The following is a 19,054-nucleotide window of genomic DNA, read 5'->3' on the forward strand; positions in this document are numbered from 1 at the left end:
TATCTGGAGAACCCCATGACCGCACTGTCCCAAGCCCATTGCGAAGCCTGCCGCGCCGACGCGCCCAAGGTGCCCGAGGCCGAACTGGCCGAACTGCTCAAGCAGATCCCCGACTGGAACATCGAAGTCCGCGACGCAATCATGCAGCTGGAGAAGGTCTACCGCTTCAAGAACTTCCGCTACGCCCTGGCCTTCACCAACGCCGTGGGCGCCATCGCCGAGGAAGAAGGCCACCACCCGGGCCTGCTCACCGAGTGGGGCAAGGTCACCGTTACCTGGTGGAGCCACGAGGCCAAGGGCCTGCACCGCAACGACTTCATCATGGCCGCCCGCACCGACGGAGTGGCCGCTGGCGCCGAGGGCCGCAAATGAGCCATTTCGCCCCGGTCGGGCGCGTGCCTGGCGACCCCATCCTCGGCCTGATCGAAGCCCATCGCCAGGACCCCAACCCGGCCAAGATCGACCTGGGCGTGGGCGTCTACAAGGACAGCCAGGGCCTGACCCCCATCCCCCGCGCGGTGAAGCTCGCCGAGCAGCGCCTGGTGGAGGTGCAGCGCACCAAGACCTACATCGGCGGCCACGGTGATGCCGCCTTCGGCCGCCTGCTGGGCGAGCTGGTGCTGGGCGCCGGCTCGCCGCTGCTGGCCGGCCAGCGTGCCGGCGTCACCCAGACCCCGGGCGGCACTGGCGCCCTGCGCCTGGCGGCGGAGTTCATCGCCCGCTGCCTGCCGGACCGCGGCATCTGGGTCAGCGACCCGACCTGGCCGATCCACGAGACCCTGTTCGCCGCCAGCGGCCTGGCCGTGCACCACTACCCCTATGTCGGCGCCGACAACCGCCTCGACCTGGAAGCCATGCTCGCCGCCCTGGAACAGGTGCCCGAAGGCGACGTGGTGCTGCTGCACGCCTGCTGCCACAACCCCACCGGCTTCGACCTGGGCCGCCACGACTGGCAACGGGTGCTGGAAATCGTCAAGGCGCGCCGCCTGCTGCCGCTGCTGGACTTCGCCTACCAGGGCTTCGGCGACGGCCTGGAGCAGGACGCCTGGGCCGTGCGCCTGTTCGCCGAGTCGCTGCCGGACGTGCTGATCACCAGCTCCTGCTCGAAGAACTTCGGCCTGTATTGCGAACGCACCGGCGCTCTGGTCGTCTGCGCCGCCACGCCCGACACGCTGGTCGACGTGCGCAGCCAGCTGGCCTTCATCGCCCGCAACCTCTGGTCCACCCCGCCGGACCACGGCGCCGCCGTGGTCGCCACCATCCTCGGTGACGCCGAGCTGAAGGCCGTGTGGCTGGACGAACTGGAGGCCATGCGCCGCCGCGTCGCCGAACTGCGCGCCGGCCTGGTGGAAGCCCTGGCGCCCCACGGCCTGGCCGAACGCTTCGCCCACATCGCCCAGCAACGCGGCATGTTCTCCTACACCGGCCTGAGTGCAGATCAGGTGGCCCGGCTGCGCAGCGAGTCCAGCGTCTACATGGTCAGCAGCGGCCGCGCCAACGTCGCCGGCCTGGATGCCTCGCGACTGGGCGACCTGGCCCAGGCGATCGCACGGGTGTGCTGAAAGGCCCTTCCCTCCCCGCCCCTCGTCCCTGACGGGGGCGGCGGAGCAGCCTGGCGTCGGTCGCTCAACGCTGCAACAGCGCGATGGCCAGGCTGAGCCCGAAGAACGACAGCACCGTGGCCATCACCAGGGTCGCCGCACAGCGCGCCTCCAGGCCGAAGCGCATGCCCACCAGCGGGTAGATGCTCATCATCGGCGCACAGGCGAAGAGGATGCCCGCCGCCATCAGCGCCGGCTCCACCGGCGGCAGCAGCCAGAACAACGCCGCCACCGCCAGCGGGTGCAGGGCCAGCTTACCGAGGCTGATGGCCGCCATGTCCGGCAGCAGGCCGCCGAGGCGCACGCCGTGCAGGGTGCCGCCGATGACGAAGAGCGCGGCCGGTGCCGAGGCCGAGGCCAGCATCTCCACCACCCGCGCGGGCACGGCCGGGAGGCGCAGCCCCAGCAACGAGAGGCCGACGCCCACCAGCATGGCGATGATCAGCGGGTTGCGCGCCAGACGCCCGAAGGTCCCGCGCAGGGTGTGCCAGAACCCCTCGCCACGCTGCTGAGCCGACTCGGCCAGGGCCAGCGCCAGGGGAATCATCAGCAGGTTTTCCACCACCATGTTCAACGCCAGGCCGAGCACCGCCGTGGGCCCCGCCACCATCACCACCACCGGGTAGCCGACGAAGCCGCTGTTGGAGGCCGACATGCCCAGCCCGGCGATGGCGGCATCGGCCAGGCCACGCCCGCGCAGCAGGCGGAAGTACGCCAGGCCGAGGCCGAACACGGCCAGCGAGCCCAGCCCGTAGGCCAGCAGGTACCAGGGGTTGAACACCTCGCCGATGGGGCGCTCGGCCAGTGCCTTGATCACCAGTGCGGGCAGGGCGAAGTTGAGGACGAACGCGCCGATGCCGCGCACCTGCTCGCGGCTGACCAGCCCGCCCAGGGAGGCGGCGAAGCCCAGGCCGATGATCAGGAACACGGGCGCGGTAATGGTGATGACGTCGAGCAACGGCGGCCTCGGGGCGATGGCGGTGGAGTGCCGCCAGTATCCGTCAGCGGGCCCCGCCAGGTGCGGTGCCCAGGCGCGAAACCCGCCGATAATCGCCCGGCTTCGCCAACCGGGGGTCCTGCGGGCTAGTAGTCCACCTTGCCGCGCCCGGCCTTGATCGCCCCGCGCTTGGACTTGCCGTCCAGGCGGCGGGTCTTCGAGCCCAGGGTCGGCCGGGTCGGGCGGCGCTTCTTCTCCACCTTGCCGGCGCTGCGGATCAGCTCCGCCAGGCGCTCCAGGGCATCGGCGCGGTTCTGCTCCTGGGTGCGGTACTGCTGGGCCTTGATCACGATCACACCCTCGCTGGTGATGCGGCTGTCGCGCAGTTCCAGCAGGCGCTCCTTGTAGAAGGGCGGCAGCGACGAGGCGTTGATGTCGAAGCGCAGGTGCATGGCGCTGGACACCTTGTTGACGTTCTGCCCACCGGCGCCCTGGGCGCGGATGGCGGTCAGCTCGATTTCATCGTCGGGCAGGTGGACGCTGTTGGAGATCAGCAACATGGCACGGGCCGGATAGCGGAAAGAGCGACAGGATAGCGCCGCCGCCCGGTGAAAGCTCGCCGACCGCAGAAGGCATGCCCCGCACCGCTGCAGGCACAGCCTTCACACATGGCTGGAGGGGGTCGCATCGGAGTGCGAGCCACCCACTAGCCATCCGCAGCGCACGTTTACGATGGCCTCAAGCAGAGTGGGTCGACCAGGTCGGCCACGATGGCCATGCCAACCAGATCAGCAAGGCGCTCAGCCTGCATGCGCTTCATCACCCGGGCGCGATAGAGGTCGACCGTCTTGATGCTGATATCCAGCTGTTCGGCGACCTCCCGGTTGGTGTAGCCCCTGACCAGCGGCAGGAAAACATCGCGTTCGCGTGGCGTCAGGCTGGCCAGGCGCTCCTGCAACTCGCTCTGGCCATCGCCGTGCGAGCGCTTGCGTTCGGAGCTGCTCAAGGCCTGCTGCACGCTGTCGAGCAGCAGTTGCTCGTTGTAGGGCTTTTCGATGAAGTCGCGAGCGCCGGCCTTGAACGCCCTGACCACGATGGGCACATCGGCATGCCCGCTGACGAAAATGACGGGCAGTTCGATGCCACGGGCACGCATTTCCTCCTGCACGTTCAACCCCCCCATGCCGGGCATGCGCACGTCCAGCAAAACACAGGCATTGAGCCCGGCGTCGCAGGCTTCGAGAAACACACGGCCGCTGGTGAACGGCAGCGCCTGCAGGCCTACCGACTCCAGCAGCCAGACGGTCGAGTCCAGCATCCCCTGATCATCGTCCACCACATACACGACCTGCTTGGTGGCAGTTGTCATTACATCGCTCCTCATTGTTGTTATCACTGCTGGGGCAGCCGGCAACGCATCAGCAATCCGCCACCCTCCAAGCGCTCGCCGACCAGGGCTCCGCCAAAGCCTTCGACGATGCTGCGACTCATCGACAGCCCCAGCCCGAGCCCATCCGGCTTGCTGGTGTAGAACGGGGTGAAGATCCGCTCCAGCTCGTCTTCGCCGAGCCCGGGGCCCTGGTCACGAACGCCGACCTCCACCCCGCCGCCTAGCTGGCCGGCCAGCAGCACGATCCGAGAGGCACGGCCCGGGTGGGCATCCCGGTTGGCATCGATGGCATTGCGCAGGAGATTCAGGAGTACCTGTTCGAGCAGGACTCGATCGGCGTAGACGGGCGGCAGATTGTCCGGCAATTGCTCTTCGATCACCACCTGGCAGGCAGAGGCCTCCCAGGCGCACAGGCGCACGGCCTCGCGCGCCACCTCGGCCACGTCCAGAGCCTGCATGCGCCGCTGCCCCTTGCGGAGGAAGCCACGCAGGCGCTTGATGACCTCGGAGGCGTGATTGGCATGCTCGGTGATGCGCTCCAGCCCCTGCGCCACCCGGTCGGCTGCCTGGGGATTGCTGTCCAGAGCATGCAGGTAGCGCTGGCTGGCGCTGGCGTAGTTGACCACCGCCGCCAGTGGTTGATTGATCTCGTGGGCGATGCCGGATGCCAGTTCGCCCAGCGTGACCAGGCGCGCCGTGTGCGCCAGTTCGTCCTGATGACGGCGCTGCTGCGCCTCGCGCAGCTCACGTTCGGTCATGTCCCGGGCCACCAGCGAGTAGTAGCGCTCGCCGCCGGCCACCCGATGGGCCAACAGCACAAGGGACACCGGCACCGACGCCCCACCGGATGACGGCTGCAGGCGGGAGTCGGCACTCCAGACACCGGTCTGCTCGGCCTTCTCGCGCCCGGCCTGCAAGCGCAGGAGGTCGTCCGGGGCGAACAGCTCGCTGAGCAAGGGCATCGGCTGCTGCTCATCCAACTGCAGCGTATGGCGCGCCGCCGGGTTGAGGTAGGTGACCCGATCGTCCGCGTTGATGAACAGCACCGGGTCCGTATTGGCTTCAACCACTTCGGCCAGGCGACGCTTGTTCTCCTCGGCCTGCACCCGCGCGGTGATGTCGCGCGAGACGCTGACCACCTCCACGACCGCTCCGGTGTAGGTCTCGCGGATGGCCCGACTGGCCGTTTCAAACCACAGGTAATGGCCGTCACGGTGGCGGATACGGTAGGTCATCATGTGGTAGCCATCGGTCTCCAGCGCATCGCGAGCGCGCTGGATCGACCTGGCCAGATCATGGGCATGGAACAGGCCTTGAGCGAACTGGCCCCGGAGTTCCTCCGGCCAGTAGCCGAGCAATGCCCAGGAAGCCGGCGAGGCGTCGAGGAATCGGCCATCCGGGGTGTGCCGGGAGATGACGTCGGTGGTGTTCTCGGTGATCAGGCGGTACAGGCGCCTTGCCCTGGCGGCCTCGCGCTCGGCCAGCACCTGCTCCGTGGCTTCGCGGCAGCGCGCCAGCACGCGCTGTTCCTGAGGGTCCGGCACGAAGGTCCAGATCAGGATGCGTCCGTCGAACTGCGCCTCGACACCCTCGATGGCTCGGCATTGCTCGAGGCAAGCACGCACCAGCGAGACATGGTTGACCGGCAGGAAGCGCACGACCGAACCGGGTGGCTGATCGGCCAGCAGCGCCAACAAGGCCGCATTCAGCTCCAGCGGGTCGCCATTGGAGGCCAGCAATAGACTCGGTTGCGGGTCATGCCCCAGCAGCGGCGAAGCCCGCAGCAGGTTGCTGGCGGTCGCCAGCAGGGTCGAGAGCAGCTCGTGCAACCAGCCCTGCCAATCCAGGCTGACGCCTTCGCGTGCCTCCACCAGCAGCAGGCCGGGCTGGCCAGGCTGCAGGGCCAGGTCGAACACCTGCCCATGGCTGATCGCTGCACGGCGCAGGCGCCCGGACAGCCAGCAGTCGAGCCCGCGCACCTCATCCAGGCTCAGCCTGCCGGCCTGGGCCAATGCGTCGAAGAGCGGCTGGTCACTGGCCTGCATCGGATCGCCCAGGCCTGGAGGCAGGTGCTGCCCACTGCCTTCGTGACCGTAGATACCCACCTTTTCCAGCCAGCTCAGGTAATAGACCTGTTGTACTTCGGGGCGGCCGCGCAAGGCACGGCACAAGGCATCGGCTCTAGCAGCCAACGGCACGCCTTCGCGCTGCAGGCGCAACCAGGTATGCAGGCGGACCGGATTCGGGCTCATCAGGGACTCCAGGCGAAAACGGCGACAGCATATATCCCAATCACCCGATCAGGCTCGATGCTTCAGACATAAACCCAGAATATATAGTATATATACCATACGACACAGGTATTACTTCCATATTCAACCTGGATTGTTATATAAAACATGGCAATGATCTGCCGCCTGCCCCCCAACAGCGGATGATGCAGACCCACAGAGCTAACAATCAGCCACCGGATGCCCAGCATGTCGATCTTCGAACAGGGTCTTGCCCCTGCAGCCGTGAACCACATCGCCCTGTCGCCGCTCAGCTTCATCGAGCGCACCGCCAGCGTCTATCCCGATTACCCGGCCGTGGTCCACGGTTCGATCCGCCGCACATGGGCGGAAACCTACAGCCGTTGCCGGCGCCTGGCCTCTGCTCTGGCCGGGCGCGGTATCGGCAAGGGGGACACGGTGGCGGTGATGCTGCCGAACATCCCCGCCATGCTCGAGGCGCACTTCGGGGTGCCGATGATTGGCGCGGTGCTCAACACCCTCAACGTGCGCCTGGATGCGGAGGCCATCGCCTTCATGCTGCAGCACGGCGAGGCCAAGGTCGTGATCGCCGACCGCGAATTCTTCGACGTGATCCACGCGGCCATCGGCATGCTCGACCATCCGCCGCTGGTCATCGATGTCGACGACCCGGAGTACGGTGAAAGCCAGGCCGTCAGCGACCTGGATTACGAAGCCTTCCTCGCGGAGGGCGATCCCGAGTTCGCCTGGCAATGGCCGGAAGACGAATGGCAGGCGATCAGCCTCAACTACACCTCCGGCACCACCGGCAACCCCAAGGGGGTGGTCTATCACCACCGCGGCGCCTACCTGAACGCCCTGGGCAACCAGATGACCTGGGCCATGGGCAACCACCCGGTCTACCTGTGGACGCTGCCGATGTTTCACTGCAACGGCTGGTGCTACCCGTGGACGATCACCGCGCTCGCCGGCGTTCACATCTTCCTGCGTCGCGTCGACCCGCAGAAGATCCTTACCCTGATCCGCGACGAGCAGGTGACCCACCTGTGCGGCGCGCCCATCGTGCTCAACGCCCTGGTCAACATGCCGACCGAAGCCAAGGCCGCTATCGATCACCCCGTCAATGCGATGGTCGCCGGGGCCGCGCCACCGGCCAAAGTGATAGGTGCCGTGGAGGAAATGGGCATTCGCGTCACCCACGTCTATGGACTCACCGAGGTGTATGGCCCGGTGACGCTGTGCGCCTGGCATGCGGAGTGGGACGCCCTGCCGCTGGAGCGGCGTGCCGAGATCAAAGCCCGCCAGGGCGTCCGCTACCCGACCCTCGAGGGGGTGATGGTCGGTGACCCGAAGACGCTGGAGCCGACCCCGCGCGACGGCCAGACCATCGGCGAGATATTCATGCGGGGCAACACGGTGATGAAGGGCTATCTGAAGAACCCCAGCGCCACGGCAGAGGCGTTCGAGGGCGGCTGGTTCCATACCGGCGACCTCGCCGTCTGCCACCCGGACGGCTACGTGGAAATCAAGGATCGCCTGAAGGACATCATCATTTCCGGTGGCGAGAATATCTCCACCATCGAACTCGAAGGTGTGATCTACCGCCACCCCGCCGTCCTGGAGGCGGCGGTGGTAGCCCGCCCGGACGAGAAGTGGGGCGAGACGCCCTGTGCGTTCGTCACCCTCAAGGCCACCCACCCGAACGTGCGCGAGAGCGACATCATCGGCTTCTGCCGTGATCACCTGGCCGGCTTCAAGGTGCCCCGCACCGTGATCTTCACCGACCTCCCGAAAACCTCGACCGGGAAGATCCAGAAGTACGTCCTGCGCGATATCGCCAAGGCCCTCTAGACACTCGCGATTCTGACAAGGCGACGGATTGATTTCCGTCGCCCTGGCGCCCTGCGCCTGAAAAACGGGCAACAACAAAAACAAGGAGCCACACCATGACCCCCACCGAACCCTCCCATGCGCAGCATTGCGAACGTATTCGCGCGAACCCGGCATTTCAGCAACTGGTGCGCAGTCGCTCGCGCCTGGCCTGGTCACTGAGCGCCGCCGTCCTGGGTACCTATTACCTGTTCATGCTGGTGGTCGCCTTCCACCCGGCCGCGCTGCACAGCCCGTTGAGCGAAGGCCGCCAACTGACCCTGGGCATCCCCGTGGCAGCCGCGATCATCGTGCTGTCCTGGCTGTGCACCGGCTGGTACGTCTACCGCTCCAACACCCGGTTCGACGCCCTCAGCGCCGAGTTCCTGAAGGAGCTGAAATAATGCGGCTGCGCACCTTCGGCCTGGCGGGCCTGTTCCTCGCCCCCATCAGCACTTTCGCCGCCCCCCTGGTTGCGGAGAAACAACCGATCAACCTGCACGCGATCGCCATGTTCTTCGTGTTCGTCATGGGCACGCTGGCGATCACCTGGTGGGCCGCGCGGCAGACCCGGTCGACCTCGGACTTCTACACCGCAGGAGGCGGCATCAGCGGGTTCCAGAACGGCCTGGCGATAGCCGGTGACTACATGTCCGCCGCTACGCTGCTGGGCTTGTCGAGCCTGGTGTTCGCCAAGGGGTACGACGGCTTCGTCTATACCGTGGCGTTCTTCGTCGGCTGGCCGATCATCACCTTCCTCATGGCCGAACGCCTGCGCAATCTCGGGCGCTTCACCTTCGCCGACATCGTTTCCTATCGCCTCGATCAGTCAAGGATTCGAACCTTCGCAGCCCTGGGCTCGCTGACCGTGGTGTGCTGCTACCTGGTGGTGCAGATGGTCGGCGCGGGTCAACTGATCAAGCTGCTGTTCGGCCTTGAATACACCACCGCGGTGATGGTGGTCGGCGTGCTCATGCTGGTCTATGTGATCTTCGGCGGCATGATCGCCACCACCTGGGTGCAGATCATCAAGGCGGTCCTGCTGCTTGCCGGGGGCACCACCCTGGCCGGGCTGGCGCTGTCCGAGTTCGGCTTCAGCCTGGAAAACCTGGCCACTCGGGCGGTGGACGTCCACGCCCTGGGCTGGAACATCATGGGGCCAGGTTCCATGCTGGCCGACCCGATCAACGCGGCCTCCCTGTCGCTTGGCCTGGTGTTCGGCATCGCCGGCCTGCCGCATATCCTGATGCGCTTCTTCACCGTGCCCAACGCCAAGGAAGCCCGCAAGTCGGTGTTCTACGCCACCGGCTTCATCGGCTTCTTCTTCCTGGTGGTCATGGTGCTGGGGTACAGCGCCATCGTCATCGTCGGCACCGACCCGCAGTTCTTCGTCGGCGGCGATATCAAAGGCGCCCTGATCGGCGGCGGCAACATGGTTGCCATGCACCTGGCGAAGGCGGTAGGCGGCAACCTGTTCCTCGGTTTCCTTTCTGCGGTGGCCTTCGCCACCATCCTGGCGGTGGTATCGGGCCTCGCCCTGGCAGGCGCCTCGGCCATCTCCCATGACCTCTACGCCAGCGTGCTGAAGAAAGGCACCGCTACGGAAGCGCAAGAGATGCGCGTAACCCGCATCGCGACCGTTTGCCTGGGCATCGTCGCAATCGGCCTGGGCATCCTCTTCGAGAAGCAGAACGTCGCGTTCCTCGTCGGCCTGACCTTCGGTATCGCCGCCTCGACCAACTTCCCGGTCCTGATCATGGCCATGTACTGGAAGAACCTGACCACGCGTGGCGCCTTGGCAGGTGGGTTCGTGGGGCTGCTCACCGCCCTGGTGCTGGTGATCCTGTCGCCTGCGGTGTGGGTATCGGTACTGGGCCATGCCGCGGCGATCTACCCCTACGACCACCCTGCCCTGTTCTCCATGCCGCTGGCGTTTCTCGTCATCGTGGTGGTTTCCAAGCTGGACCGCACCACCCGGGCCGCCTGTGAGCGTGCGGCATTCGATGACCAGTTCGTGCGCGCCCAGACCGGCCTGGGGGCCGCTGCCGCCGCCAGCCACTGAACCGGAACACTCCAGAGGGTGGTTGCTCGTTGGCCACCCGACCTTACGAGCCGCGCACGCGCGGCTCCTTTTTACACCCCGCGCCTGAACGAGGTTACCGATGCCCGAGTACAACGCCCCCCTGCGCGACCTGCGCTTCGTCCTCCACGAGGTGTTCGACGCCCCACGCCTGTGGGCACGCCTGCCGGCCCTGGCGGAGATCGTCGACGGCGAGACCGCCGACGCCATCCTGGAAGAAGCCGCCAAGGTCACCGGCAGCCTGATCGCCCCGCTCAACCGCAGCGGCGATGAGGAAGGCGCACAGTGGGCCAACGGTGCCGTCAGCACGCCGGCAGGCTTCAAACAGGCCTATGCCACCTACATCGAAGGCGGCTGGGTCGGCTTGTCGGGCAACCCGCAGTACGGCGGCATGGGCATGCCCAAGATGCTTGCCGTTCAGTTCGAGGAAATGCTCTACGCCGCCGGCTCCAGCTTTGCCCTGTACTCGGCATTGAGTTCCGGCGCCTGCCTGGCCATCGACGCCCACGCCAGCGAAACGCTGAAAAACACCTACCTGCCGCCCATGTACGAAGGCCGCTGGGCAGGCTCCATGTGCCTGACCGAAGCGCATGCCGGCACCGACCTGGGCATCATTCGGACCCGCGCGCAGCCCCAGGCCAACGGCAGCTACGCCATCACCGGGAGCAAGATCTTCATCACCGGCGGCGAGCAGGACCTGACCGAAAACATCATCCATCTGGTGCTGGCCAAGTTGCCGGATGCACCCGCCGGGCCGAAAGGCATCTCGCTGTTCCTCGTGCCGAAGATCAAGGTCGACGCCGACGGGTCACTGGGGGCGGCCAATGCCGTGGGCTGCGGCTCCATCGAGCACAAGATGGGCATCAAGGCCTCGGCCACCTGCGTGATGAACTTCGAGGGTGCGGAAGGCTACCTGATCGGCGAAGAGAACAAGGGCCTGGCCGCCATGTTCACCATGATGAATTACGAGCGGCTGTCGATCGGTATCCAGGGCATCGGTTGCGCGGAGGCTTCTTACCAGAACGCCGTCGGCTACGCCCGGGAGCGCATCCAGAGCCGCGCCCCCGGGGGCCCCCAACGGCAGGACAAACTGGCCGACCCGATCATCGTGCACCCGGATGTGCGCCGCATGCTGCTCTCGATCAAGGCGATGACCGAGGGCGGCCGCGCCTTCGCCTGCTACGTCGGCCAGCAACTCGACCTGAGCAAATTCAGCGACGACGCGGCCGAGAAGCAGGCCGCCGAGAACCTGGTTGCGCTGCTCACGCCCGTGGCCAAGGCCTTCTTCACCGACAGCGGCCTGGAAAGCACGGTGCATGGCCAGCAGGTGTTCGGCGGGCACGGCTACATCCGTGAGTGGGGGCAGGAGCAACTCGTGCGCGACGTGCGCATCGCCCAGATCTACGAAGGCACCAACGGCATCCAGGCCCTCGATCTGCTCGGCCGCAAGGTCGTCGCCAACGGGGGCGCGGCCCTGCTGCAGTTCACCCGCGAGATCCGCGCCTTCGCCCAGGCCGACGTACCCCATCGCGAGGCCCTGCTCGATGCGGTGCAGCGCCTGGAAGACACCGCCGCCTGGCTGCTTCGGCAGGCCAAGGACAACCCCAATGAAGTCGGTGCCGCCTCGGTGGAGTTCCTGCACCTGTTCGGCTACGTCGCCTATGCCTGGCTGTGGTCACGCATGGCCCAGGTGGCGCTGAGCAAGCGCGCTGAAGACGAGGCCTTCTATGGCGCCAAACTCGCGACCGCGGACTTCTATTTCCAGCGCCTGCTGCCACGGATCCTGAGCCTGGAGGCCAGCATCCGTGCCGGCAGCGAGCCCTTGTTCGGCCTCGACGCCGACCAGTTCTGACGATTGAGCGTTACGCGGCCTCGCCTCTGGGGACCGCGTTTTTTCTTCGCAATCCAGCCCACGGGGGTGGATCGCAACACAGGAGTGTTTATGCGTGATGTCGTGATTGTCGCCGCCACCCGCACCGCCATCGGCGCGTTCCAGGGCAGCTTGGCACGGGTTCCCGCGGTGGAGCTCGGGGCCGGGGTCATACGCAGCCTGCTCGCCCGGACCGCCCTCGAGGGTGCGATGGTCGACGAGGTGATCATGGGGCACGTGCTCACCGCCGGCGCGGGACAGAACACCGCAAGACAGGCCGCGCTCAAGGCCGGCCTGCCGCATACCGTACCGGCGATGACCCTGAACAAGGTCTGCGGCTCGGGGCTCAAGGCGGTGCAACTGGGCTACCAGGCCATTGCCTGCGGTGATGCCGAGGTGATCATTGCCGGCGGGCAGGAAAGCATGAGCCTGGCGCCCTACGTCATTCCCCAGGCGCGCACCGGGCTGCGCATGGGCCACCAGCAGGTGATCGACACCATGATCCGGGATGGCCTGTGGGATGCGTTCAACGACTACCACATGGGCATCACCGCGGAAAACCTGGCCGAACAGTACGGGATCTGCCGTGACGAGCAGGACATCTTCGCGGCCACCTCGCAGCGACGTGCGAGCGCAGCCATCGACAGCGGCCGCTTCGACGCGGAAATCACCCCAGTGCAGGTTCCCCAGCCCAAGGGCGAGCCGATCGTTTTCGCCCGTGACGAGCAGCCGCGTGACGGCACGACCCACGCCAGCCTGGGCAGGCTGCGCGCGGTGTTCAAAACCGACGGCACCGTCACGGCAGGCAACTCATCGACGCTCAATGACGGCGCCGCCGCCGTGCTGCTGATGAGCGCCGACAAGGCCGCAGCGCTGGGCCTGCCGACGATGGCCCGTGTCGTCGCGGCCGCCGCGGCGGGTGTCGACCCGGCGATCATGGGGGTCGGCCCGGTCTTCGCCACCTGCAAGGTGCTGGAAAAGGCCGGCTGGCAGCTCGAAGACGTGGACCTCATCGAGGCCAACGAAGCCTTCGCCGCCCAGGCCCTGGCCGTTGCCCGCGAGCTGCGCTGGGACAGCGCCAAGGTCAACGTCAATGGCGGCGCCATCGCCCTGGGCCACCCGATTGGCGCTTCCGGCTGCCGAATCCTGGTCACCCTGCTGCACGAAATGCAGCGCAGTGGCGCGCGCAAAGGCCTGGCCACGCTCTGTGTCGGCGGTGGCCAGGGCGTGGCACTCGCCGTCCAGCGCGACTAGCAAAACCACCCCCTCACGCCCCGCCCTCACCGGGCGTGAGGGACCGTCGTTCCTCCAATAAAAACAAAAGGACTTCACCATGCATCACAGACCACGCCAACTGCCTCGCCTGCTGCTGGCCGCGAGCATCACGAGCCTCGGTATCCCGGCCCATGCCGCCTTCCTCGACGAGAGCAAGGCCAGCCTGGAATTGCGCAACTTCTACTTCAACCGCGACTTCCGCCAGGAAGGCGCCCCCCAAGCGAAGGCCGAAGAGTGGGCGCAGGGCTTTCTGCTGCGCTACGAATCCGGTTTCACCGACGGCACCCTCGGTGTCGGGGTCGATGCCATCGGCCTGCTCGGGGTCAAGCTCGACTCCAGCCCCGAACGCTCGGGCACCGGGCTGCTCCAGCGCGATCGAGAAGCGCCACGGCGCGCCCAGGACGCCTACTCCGACCTGGGGCTGACGGCCAAACTGCGCGCGTCCCAGAGCGTCCTGAAACTCGGCACCCTGACCCCCAAGCTGCCTGTATTGATGCCCAACGACTCGCGCCTGCTGCCGCAGACCTTTCGCGGCGGCCAGCTGAACATGCGCGAGATCGAAGGGTTGACCCTCGACACGGGGCGCCTTACCCAGGTCAACCAACGGGACTCCAGTGACCACGAGGACATGGCCGTTACCACCGCCGTCGGGGTGAAGGGCATTCGCACGCGCCATGCCACGAGCGACGCCTTCGACTTCGCCAGCCTCACCTACGCCTGGAACGGCAACCTGAGCACCGGCTACAGCTACGGCGCCCTGGACAACATCTATCGCCAGCACTACGTGACGCTCAACCATGTCCTGGCGCTCGACGGTGGCCAGTCGTTGAAGAGCGATATCCGCTTCGCCCGCTCCACGAGCGATGGCGGAAGCAACGTCGACAACCGCGCGCTCGGCGCCCTGTTCACCTACGGTATCGGCGGTCATGCCGTTGGCGTCGGCTATCAACGCATGAGCGGCGATACCGGGTTTGCCTACATCAACGGCGCGGATGCGTATCTGGTCAACTTCGTGCAGATCGGAGACTTCGCCAGCAAGGATGAAGCCTCGTGGCAGGCCCGCTACGACTTCAACTTTGCCGCGGTCGGCGTTCCGGGCCTCACCTTCATGACCCGCTACCTCAGCGGCGACGGCATCGATCTCGGCGCCGGCAAGCCGGAGGGTCGCGAATGGGAACGCGACACCGACATCGCGTACGTAGTCCAGGAAGGGCCGCTGAAGAATCTCGGCGTCAAATGGCGCAATGCAACGGTCAGGTCCACGCACTTTGGCAACGACCTGGACGAAAACCGCCTGATCCTCAGCTATAGCATTGCGCTCTGGTGACCCGCCGGCCGTTCGACGCGTGATAACGATCGAATCGTTATCACTCGCGGGAATCGCCGCTGGAACGGCCCTGGCACCGGGCTGCAATGCATGCCGCTGATGCCTTATCGCGCCGCTGGGCTACGCTTTAGCAGCCAGCCAGCACCAAGGGAGGAGCGGCATGAACATTCGCCAGAAAATGGTGGCTTCGGGAGCCATCAGCGTCATCGCCGCCGCCCTGCTCGGCGGCATCGGCTTCTGGGGCCAGACTCGCCTCGCCGACGCCCTGGCGGAGAACGAGCTGAGCGTCAGCGCCCTGCGCAACCACCTGGAAGGCGACATGATGCACGACGCCTTGCGCGCCGATGTGCTCGCCGCCTTCGTCGCCGAACCCGGGGACACAGCTGCCGCCGACCAGGTGCGTCAGGACCTCAAGGAACACAGCGACTGGTTCCGCAAGGCCATGGGCGAGAACGCCCGCCTGCCCCTGAGTGCCGAAATCAAACGCGCCATAGCCGACTCCCAGCCAGCCCTGGAGGCGTACATAGGCGCGGCCGAGAAGATCATCGACCACGCCCTGCGCGACCCCGCCGCGGCGCGCGCCGAGCTGCCGGCCTTCAACACCTCCTTCGGCGAGCTGGAAGAGCGCAACGAAGCCCTCAGCAGCATGATCGAAGCCCACGCCACCGAGGCGCGCAAGGACAGCGAAGCCGCGGTGAGCCGCGCCGCCTTGTGGCTGGTCGGCGGCATCCTGGTGGTCTGCCTGGTGCTCTGCCTGGCCACCGGGCAACTGATGCGCGCCGTGCTGCGCCCATTGGAAAAAACCGTCGCCGCGGCCCGCGCCATCGCCCAGGGCAACCTGCGCAACATCATCAGTGTCGACAGCCAGGACGAAGCCGGGCAACTGCAACAGGCGCTGGCGGACATGCAGAGCAACCTGCGCCAGATGATCACCGCCATCCGCCACGAGAGCGAAGAACTGCACGGCACCGCCCACAGCCTCAGCGACACCTCGCGCGGCATCGTCGACGGCGCTAGCGAGCAGGCCGACAGCGCCACCAGCATGGCCGCGGCGATGGAGGAAATGATGGCCAACATCGCCCAGATCGCCGACCACGCGCGCAATGCCCAGGGCATCTCCGCCCATTCCGAAGGCCTGGCCAGCAATGGCGGGCAGGTGATCCTCGGCGTCGTCGATGGCATGAACCGTATCGCCGACGCGGTGAACAGCTCGTCCAGCACCATTACCGCGCTGGGCCGCTCCTCCGAGGAAATCCACTCGATCATCCAGGTGATCAAGAGCATCGCCGAGCAGACCAACCTGCTGGCGCTCAACGCCGCCATTGAGGCCGCGCGGGCCGGCGAGGCGGGTCGCGGCTTCGCCGTGGTGGCCGACGAGGTGCGCAACCTGGCCGCGCGCACGGCGCAATCCACCCAGGAGATCACCGGCATGATCGAACGCATCCGCGAAAGCACCGAACAGGCGGTGAGCAGCATGCAGACCGGGGTCACGAGGGTGAACGACGGCGTCTCCCTGGCCACCCAGGCTGGCTCCTCCATCAGCGAGATCCGCGACGGCGCCCATCGCGCCGCCGAAGTGGTGGAAGAGATTTCCCAGACCATCGGCGAGCAATCCAAGGCCAGCAGCGAGGTGGCCCACCGAGTGGAGATGATCGCCCGCATGTCGCGGCAGAACACCGAAGCCATGCACGAGCTGGCCGACTCCGCCCAGCGCCTCGATCAGGTCGCCACCGCCATGCAGACATCGGTGGCGCGCTTCCAGGTGTGACCGAGCCTCCTTTCTGTGGGAATTCATTCGCGAAGGGCCGAGGCACAACCTCGTAGGGCGGGTGAAACCCGCGCGCCCTGATGCACCCTGCCGCCAGGTGGCACCCGACCTACGAAGCACGAGGCCGCCCGGTAGCGATACGTCGCTCTTGTAGGTTGGGCTGAGGCACGAAGCCCAACGTGCCGATGTCGACCTTGCCGAGTTGGGCCTCGCTACGCTCGGCGCCAACCTACGGATGTGTGCCGCTGCTATGGGGTTTGGCATGGGTCAGCGGGTGAAACCTGCGAGCCCGATACACCCGACATACGGCCCTGAAAACGAAAACGACCAGGCCGCCCGAAGGCGGCCTGGTCGTTGAGGGGCTGCGTGAAGAGGGCTTAGCCGGCGGCCTGCACCACCTCCAGCAGGGCGGGCAGCGGCAGCGCCTGGGCGGCGGCTACGGTCAGCGCGATGCGGCTGCCGGACGCGTCCACCAATTGGCCGAGGCTCTCCACCGGCATCTGCATGGCGTTGAACTGCGCGTCCAGGCGCTTCAGGTCGCCGGCGGCTTCGATGGCCGCGTGCAGCGCCTTCTGGTCCATGGCCTGGGCGGTGTTGACGCTGATGGCGGTGTTGATCCCCGCCGCCTCCACCGCCTGCTGCAGGTTGCCGAAGGGCAGCTCGGCGCCGTTGAACTCGACGCTGAAGCGCTTGGTGTTGCCGGTGGCGTTGATGCTCAGCAGCAGCGCGCCCGCACCCATCGCCTGAGCCGTGTTGACCTGGATATGGGTGTTGGTGCCCGCCGCCTCGATGGCCGCCAGCAAGCCCCTGTCATCGAGCTGCCCACCGTGGAAGGACAGGCCCAGGTGGGTGCCGTCGCCCGCCGCCTGCATCACCGCCTGCAGGGTGCCCTCGCTCATCGCCTGGGCGGAGTTGATGCCGATACCGGTGCTGCCACCGGCACGCTCGACGGCCTGGAGGATGTTGGCCTCCAGCAGTTGCGCGCCGTTGAACTCGACGCCCAGCCCCCCCTCCTTGGCCGCCGCGTCGATGATGCCCAGCAGGCGATCGATGGGCACCGCGTGCCCGCCGTTGATGTCGATGCCGACCTGGCGACCCGCCGCGTCCACCAGTTGGCGCAGCGCCTCGTCGTCGGCCTGGGCGCCGTTGAAGGCCACCCGCACCTGCTTGCCGTCACCGGCGGCGTTGATTACCGCGAGCAAGGCGCTGGTGTTGACCTCCTGGCCCTTGCCGATCTGGATGGCGGTCTTCTCGCCGGCGAAGCTGGTGGCCTGCTGCAGGTTGCGCGGCGTCAGGCGGGCGCCATCGAAGGCCAGCACCAGCTGCTTGTCGCTGCCGGCCGCGCTGACCACCGACAGCAGGTCACCGACGTCCAGGCCATGGGCGGCGTTAAAGGTAATGGTGGTGTTGTCGCCAGCAGCCTGGATCACCTGGCGCAGGACGTTGATGCCGACGGATGCGTCGAATTGCAGAGCAAGCTTCATGTGAGTACTCCTTGTGGCTTCCTCCCCGGGGCGACGGACCACCATACAGGCCGTGCCCGGCGGGACAAGGCCGGGAGATACACAGGGTGCGAGGGGGATTCGGATAGTGCCGACGTCCCTTGGGGCGTCGACCGTAGGCCGTCACTCCCAGACGTCATTCACCCCCATCCGCTCGTTGCTCTCACGCCCCAGTTCACGCCCATCGCGCGCTTGCACCAGCGACTGTCCGAACGTCACCTGCTCGCCACTCACGCGGTTGCGCGCCGGCGCGTCGCGGGTGGGGCTCAGCAGCAGGCGCTGGTCATCGAGGTGGCGCACGCGGGTGCCGGCGGGGTAGTCCCAGTCGCCCAGGGCGTGGGGCTCGGCCAAGCGCCCGTCCCAGCGCAGCAGGTGGCGGTCGCCGTCGAGCATCAGGTTCAGCTCCAGCAGTCTCATGCCCTCCAGCGGCAGCGGCCCGGCGCTGTCGGACACCCGCAGGGTCCAGCCGTAACCGTTGCCGTAGACCAGGCTGCCCAGCGGCCACTCCAGCCCGAACAGCCGGCTGCCGGGCACCAGCGGGCAACGGTCGAAGTGCCAGCGCGACGGCTGCAAACGCTCCTCGACCTCGCGGCGGTACTCCACCCAGTCGTTGCCCGCGCAGGGCCAGCCCTCGACGACGCTGTCGCGCACCAGGCGCATGCGCGAGAACGAGTAGTGCAGCGGCAGCTCCAGGGCGTCCACCTCCAGCCCCAGCACCTGTTGTGGTTTGGGCAGCCAGGCCTCGATCAGGCTCTCCAGCCCGTGGGGCTGCGGCTGGTCCTGCCAGTCCAGCGGCTCGAAGGTGTCCAGGCGCACCTGGCTGCCCGCCGGGAAGACCAGCTCCCCCAGTTGCAGGTCACGCTCCAGGCGCGGGTTGAGGGCATCGTGCTCGGCCTGCCTCTCCGCCTCCATGCGCCGCTCCTCGCAGAGCATCAGCACGCCCAGGGCGGCGAACCCCAACAGCAGCACGCCCAGCACCCCATAGCGCCAGGGCCGCGCCAGCACGTGGCGCCGCGAGCGCGGCAGGGCCAGCGCCAGCCCGAGCGCCAGCAGGCCGGGCACGGACAGTACGGCCAGCAACACGGCGATGCCGAAGATCAGGATGAAGGTGGGATCGGGACCGAAGATCATTGCGGATGCGCCCTCCATGGACAGGCGGCGCGACATGCTCGCAGATCGCCCC

At 67.0% G+C, this 19,054-nt stretch carries 15 protein-coding genes and 1 pseudogene; 10 read left to right on the plus strand and 6 right to left on the minus strand.

What is annotated here, in order from left to right; all coding sequences use genetic code 11:
- Positions 1 to 15 precede the first annotated feature (15 nt).
- Positions 16 to 372 carry a 4a-hydroxytetrahydrobiopterin dehydratase gene (locus tag PSm6_RS01905; RefSeq protein WP_021218454.1) on the plus strand — a complete coding sequence of 119 codons (357 nt, stop codon included), beginning with the start codon at positions 16 to 18 and terminating at the stop codon, positions 370 to 372.
- On the plus strand, positions 369 to 1,562 hold the full coding sequence (locus tag PSm6_RS01910) for an amino acid aminotransferase (RefSeq protein WP_021218453.1): 1,194 nt from the start codon (positions 369 to 371) through the stop codon (positions 1,560 to 1,562). Before PSm6_RS01905 ends, PSm6_RS01910 begins: the two co-directional genes overlap by 4 nt.
- Positions 1,563 to 1,626: 64 nt before the next feature.
- Here PSm6_RS01910 and PSm6_RS01915 read toward each other — a convergent pair whose 3' ends face one another.
- The 4 genes from PSm6_RS01915 to PSm6_RS01930 all read right to left on the minus strand — a co-directional run bounded on the left by PSm6_RS01915 (position 1,627) and on the right by PSm6_RS01930 (position 6,180).
- On the minus strand, positions 1,627 to 2,559 hold the full coding sequence (locus PSm6_RS01915) for an AEC family transporter (protein WP_265169389.1): 933 nt from the start codon (positions 2,557 to 2,559) through the stop codon (positions 1,627 to 1,629).
- Positions 2,560 to 2,684: 125 nt separating this feature from the next.
- Positions 2,685 to 3,098: an alternative ribosome rescue aminoacyl-tRNA hydrolase ArfB gene (gene arfB, locus PSm6_RS01920; RefSeq protein WP_021218451.1), complete on the minus strand. Its 414-nt coding sequence runs from the start codon at positions 3,096 to 3,098 to the stop codon at positions 2,685 to 2,687.
- Between the two features lie 167 nt (positions 3,099 to 3,265).
- Positions 3,266 to 3,907, minus strand: a complete 642-nt coding sequence (locus PSm6_RS01925; RefSeq protein ID WP_265169392.1) for a response regulator transcription factor — start codon at positions 3,905 to 3,907, stop codon at positions 3,266 to 3,268.
- A gap of 23 nt (positions 3,908 to 3,930) precedes the next feature.
- Positions 3,931 to 6,180 carry a PAS domain-containing sensor histidine kinase gene (locus PSm6_RS01930; RefSeq protein ID WP_021218449.1) on the minus strand — a complete coding sequence of 750 codons (2,250 nt, stop codon included), beginning with the start codon at positions 6,178 to 6,180 and terminating at the stop codon, positions 3,931 to 3,933.
- 228 nt (positions 6,181 to 6,408) lie between these two features.
- Here PSm6_RS01930 and PSm6_RS01935 point away from each other — a divergent pair, with 228 nt between their 5' ends.
- From PSm6_RS01935 to PSm6_RS30395, 8 genes and pseudogenes are all read left to right on the plus strand, one after another.
- Positions 6,409 to 8,031, plus strand: coding sequence for an acyl-CoA synthetase (locus PSm6_RS01935; RefSeq protein WP_021218448.1), 1,623 nt, complete (start codon positions 6,409 to 6,411; stop codon positions 8,029 to 8,031).
- Between the two features lie 95 nt (positions 8,032 to 8,126).
- Positions 8,127 to 8,453, plus strand: a complete 327-nt coding sequence (locus PSm6_RS01940) for a DUF485 domain-containing protein (protein ID WP_021218447.1) — start codon at positions 8,127 to 8,129, stop codon at positions 8,451 to 8,453.
- Positions 8,453 to 10,111 (plus strand): cation acetate symporter, encoded by a 1,659-nt coding sequence (locus PSm6_RS01945; protein ID WP_043246392.1) that lies wholly within the window; start codon positions 8,453 to 8,455, stop codon positions 10,109 to 10,111. The genes PSm6_RS01940 and PSm6_RS01945 overlap by 1 nt, the downstream gene beginning before the upstream one ends.
- Positions 10,112 to 10,211: 100 nt before the next feature.
- The gene (locus PSm6_RS01950; protein ID WP_043246391.1) at positions 10,212 to 11,981 is read left to right on the plus strand and encodes an acyl-CoA dehydrogenase C-terminal domain-containing protein; all 1,770 of its coding nucleotides are present in this window, start codon (positions 10,212 to 10,214) and stop codon (positions 11,979 to 11,981) included.
- A 90-nt stretch (positions 11,982 to 12,071) separates the two neighbouring features.
- Positions 12,072 to 13,253: an acetyl-CoA C-acetyltransferase gene (locus tag PSm6_RS01955; protein ID WP_043246389.1), complete on the plus strand. Its 1,182-nt coding sequence runs from the start codon at positions 12,072 to 12,074 to the stop codon at positions 13,251 to 13,253.
- Positions 13,254 to 13,332: 79 nt separating this feature from the next.
- The gene (locus PSm6_RS01960) at positions 13,333 to 14,601 is read left to right on the plus strand and encodes an OprD family porin (RefSeq protein WP_021218443.1); all 1,269 of its coding nucleotides are present in this window, start codon (positions 13,333 to 13,335) and stop codon (positions 14,599 to 14,601) included.
- Between the two features lie 772 nt (positions 14,602 to 15,373).
- Positions 15,374 to 15,514 (plus strand): annotated as a pseudogene (locus PSm6_RS30390) (HAMP domain-containing protein); the annotation flags it as partial.
- A 141-nt stretch (positions 15,515 to 15,655) separates the two neighbouring features.
- The gene (locus tag PSm6_RS30395; protein ID WP_371877106.1) at positions 15,656 to 16,369 is read left to right on the plus strand and encodes a methyl-accepting chemotaxis protein; all 714 of its coding nucleotides are present in this window, start codon (positions 15,656 to 15,658) and stop codon (positions 16,367 to 16,369) included.
- Between the two features lie 377 nt (positions 16,370 to 16,746).
- Here the strand turns inward: PSm6_RS30395 and PSm6_RS01970 are convergent, their stop codons facing one another.
- Both PSm6_RS01970 and PSm6_RS01975 read right to left on the minus strand, forming a co-directional pair.
- On the minus strand, positions 16,747 to 17,853 hold the full coding sequence (locus PSm6_RS01970; RefSeq protein ID WP_265169395.1) for a hypothetical protein: 1,107 nt from the start codon (positions 17,851 to 17,853) through the stop codon (positions 16,747 to 16,749).
- 141 nt (positions 17,854 to 17,994) lie between these two features.
- The gene (locus tag PSm6_RS01975) at positions 17,995 to 19,002 is read right to left on the minus strand and encodes a hypothetical protein (protein WP_265169396.1); all 1,008 of its coding nucleotides are present in this window, start codon (positions 19,000 to 19,002) and stop codon (positions 17,995 to 17,997) included.
- Between the last annotated feature and the right edge of the window lie 52 nt (positions 19,003 to 19,054).

The organism is Pseudomonas solani (assembly GCF_026072635.1).
Lineage (GTDB): Bacteria > Pseudomonadota > Gammaproteobacteria > Pseudomonadales > Pseudomonadaceae > Metapseudomonas > Metapseudomonas solani.

Excerpts from the sequence above, each read along its gene's own strand:
- PSm6_RS01925 (WP_265169392.1), bottom strand. The coding sequence starts at position 3,907 with ATGACAACTGCCACCAAGCAGGTCGTGTATGTGGTGGACGATGATCAG.
- PSm6_RS01955 (WP_043246389.1), top strand. The coding sequence starts at position 12,072 with ATGCGTGATGTCGTGATTGTCGCCGCCACCCGCACCGCCATCGGCGCG.
- PSm6_RS01940 (WP_021218447.1), top strand. The coding sequence starts at position 8,127 with ATGACCCCCACCGAACCCTCCCATGCGCAGCATTGCGAACGTATTCGC.
- arfB (WP_021218451.1), bottom strand. The coding sequence starts at position 3,098 with ATGTTGCTGATCTCCAACAGCGTCCACCTGCCCGACGATGAAATCGAG.
- PSm6_RS01930 (WP_021218449.1), bottom strand. The coding sequence starts at position 6,180 with ATGAGCCCGAATCCGGTCCGCCTGCATACCTGGTTGCGCCTGCAGCGC.
- PSm6_RS01960 (WP_021218443.1), top strand. The coding sequence starts at position 13,333 with ATGCATCACAGACCACGCCAACTGCCTCGCCTGCTGCTGGCCGCGAGC.
- PSm6_RS01950 (WP_043246391.1), top strand. The coding sequence starts at position 10,212 with ATGCCCGAGTACAACGCCCCCCTGCGCGACCTGCGCTTCGTCCTCCAC.
- PSm6_RS01935 (WP_021218448.1), top strand. The coding sequence starts at position 6,409 with ATGTCGATCTTCGAACAGGGTCTTGCCCCTGCAGCCGTGAACCACATC.
- PSm6_RS01970 (WP_265169395.1), bottom strand. The coding sequence starts at position 17,853 with ATGAAGCTTGCTCTGCAATTCGACGCATCCGTCGGCATCAACGTCCTG.
- PSm6_RS01910 (WP_021218453.1), top strand. The coding sequence starts at position 369 with ATGAGCCATTTCGCCCCGGTCGGGCGCGTGCCTGGCGACCCCATCCTC.
- PSm6_RS01945 (WP_043246392.1), top strand. The coding sequence starts at position 8,453 with ATGCGGCTGCGCACCTTCGGCCTGGCGGGCCTGTTCCTCGCCCCCATC.
- PSm6_RS01975 (WP_265169396.1), bottom strand. The coding sequence starts at position 19,002 with ATGATCTTCGGTCCCGATCCCACCTTCATCCTGATCTTCGGCATCGCC.
- PSm6_RS30395 (WP_371877106.1), top strand. The coding sequence starts at position 15,656 with ATGGAGGAAATGATGGCCAACATCGCCCAGATCGCCGACCACGCGCGC.
- PSm6_RS01905 (WP_021218454.1), top strand. The coding sequence starts at position 16 with ATGACCGCACTGTCCCAAGCCCATTGCGAAGCCTGCCGCGCCGACGCG.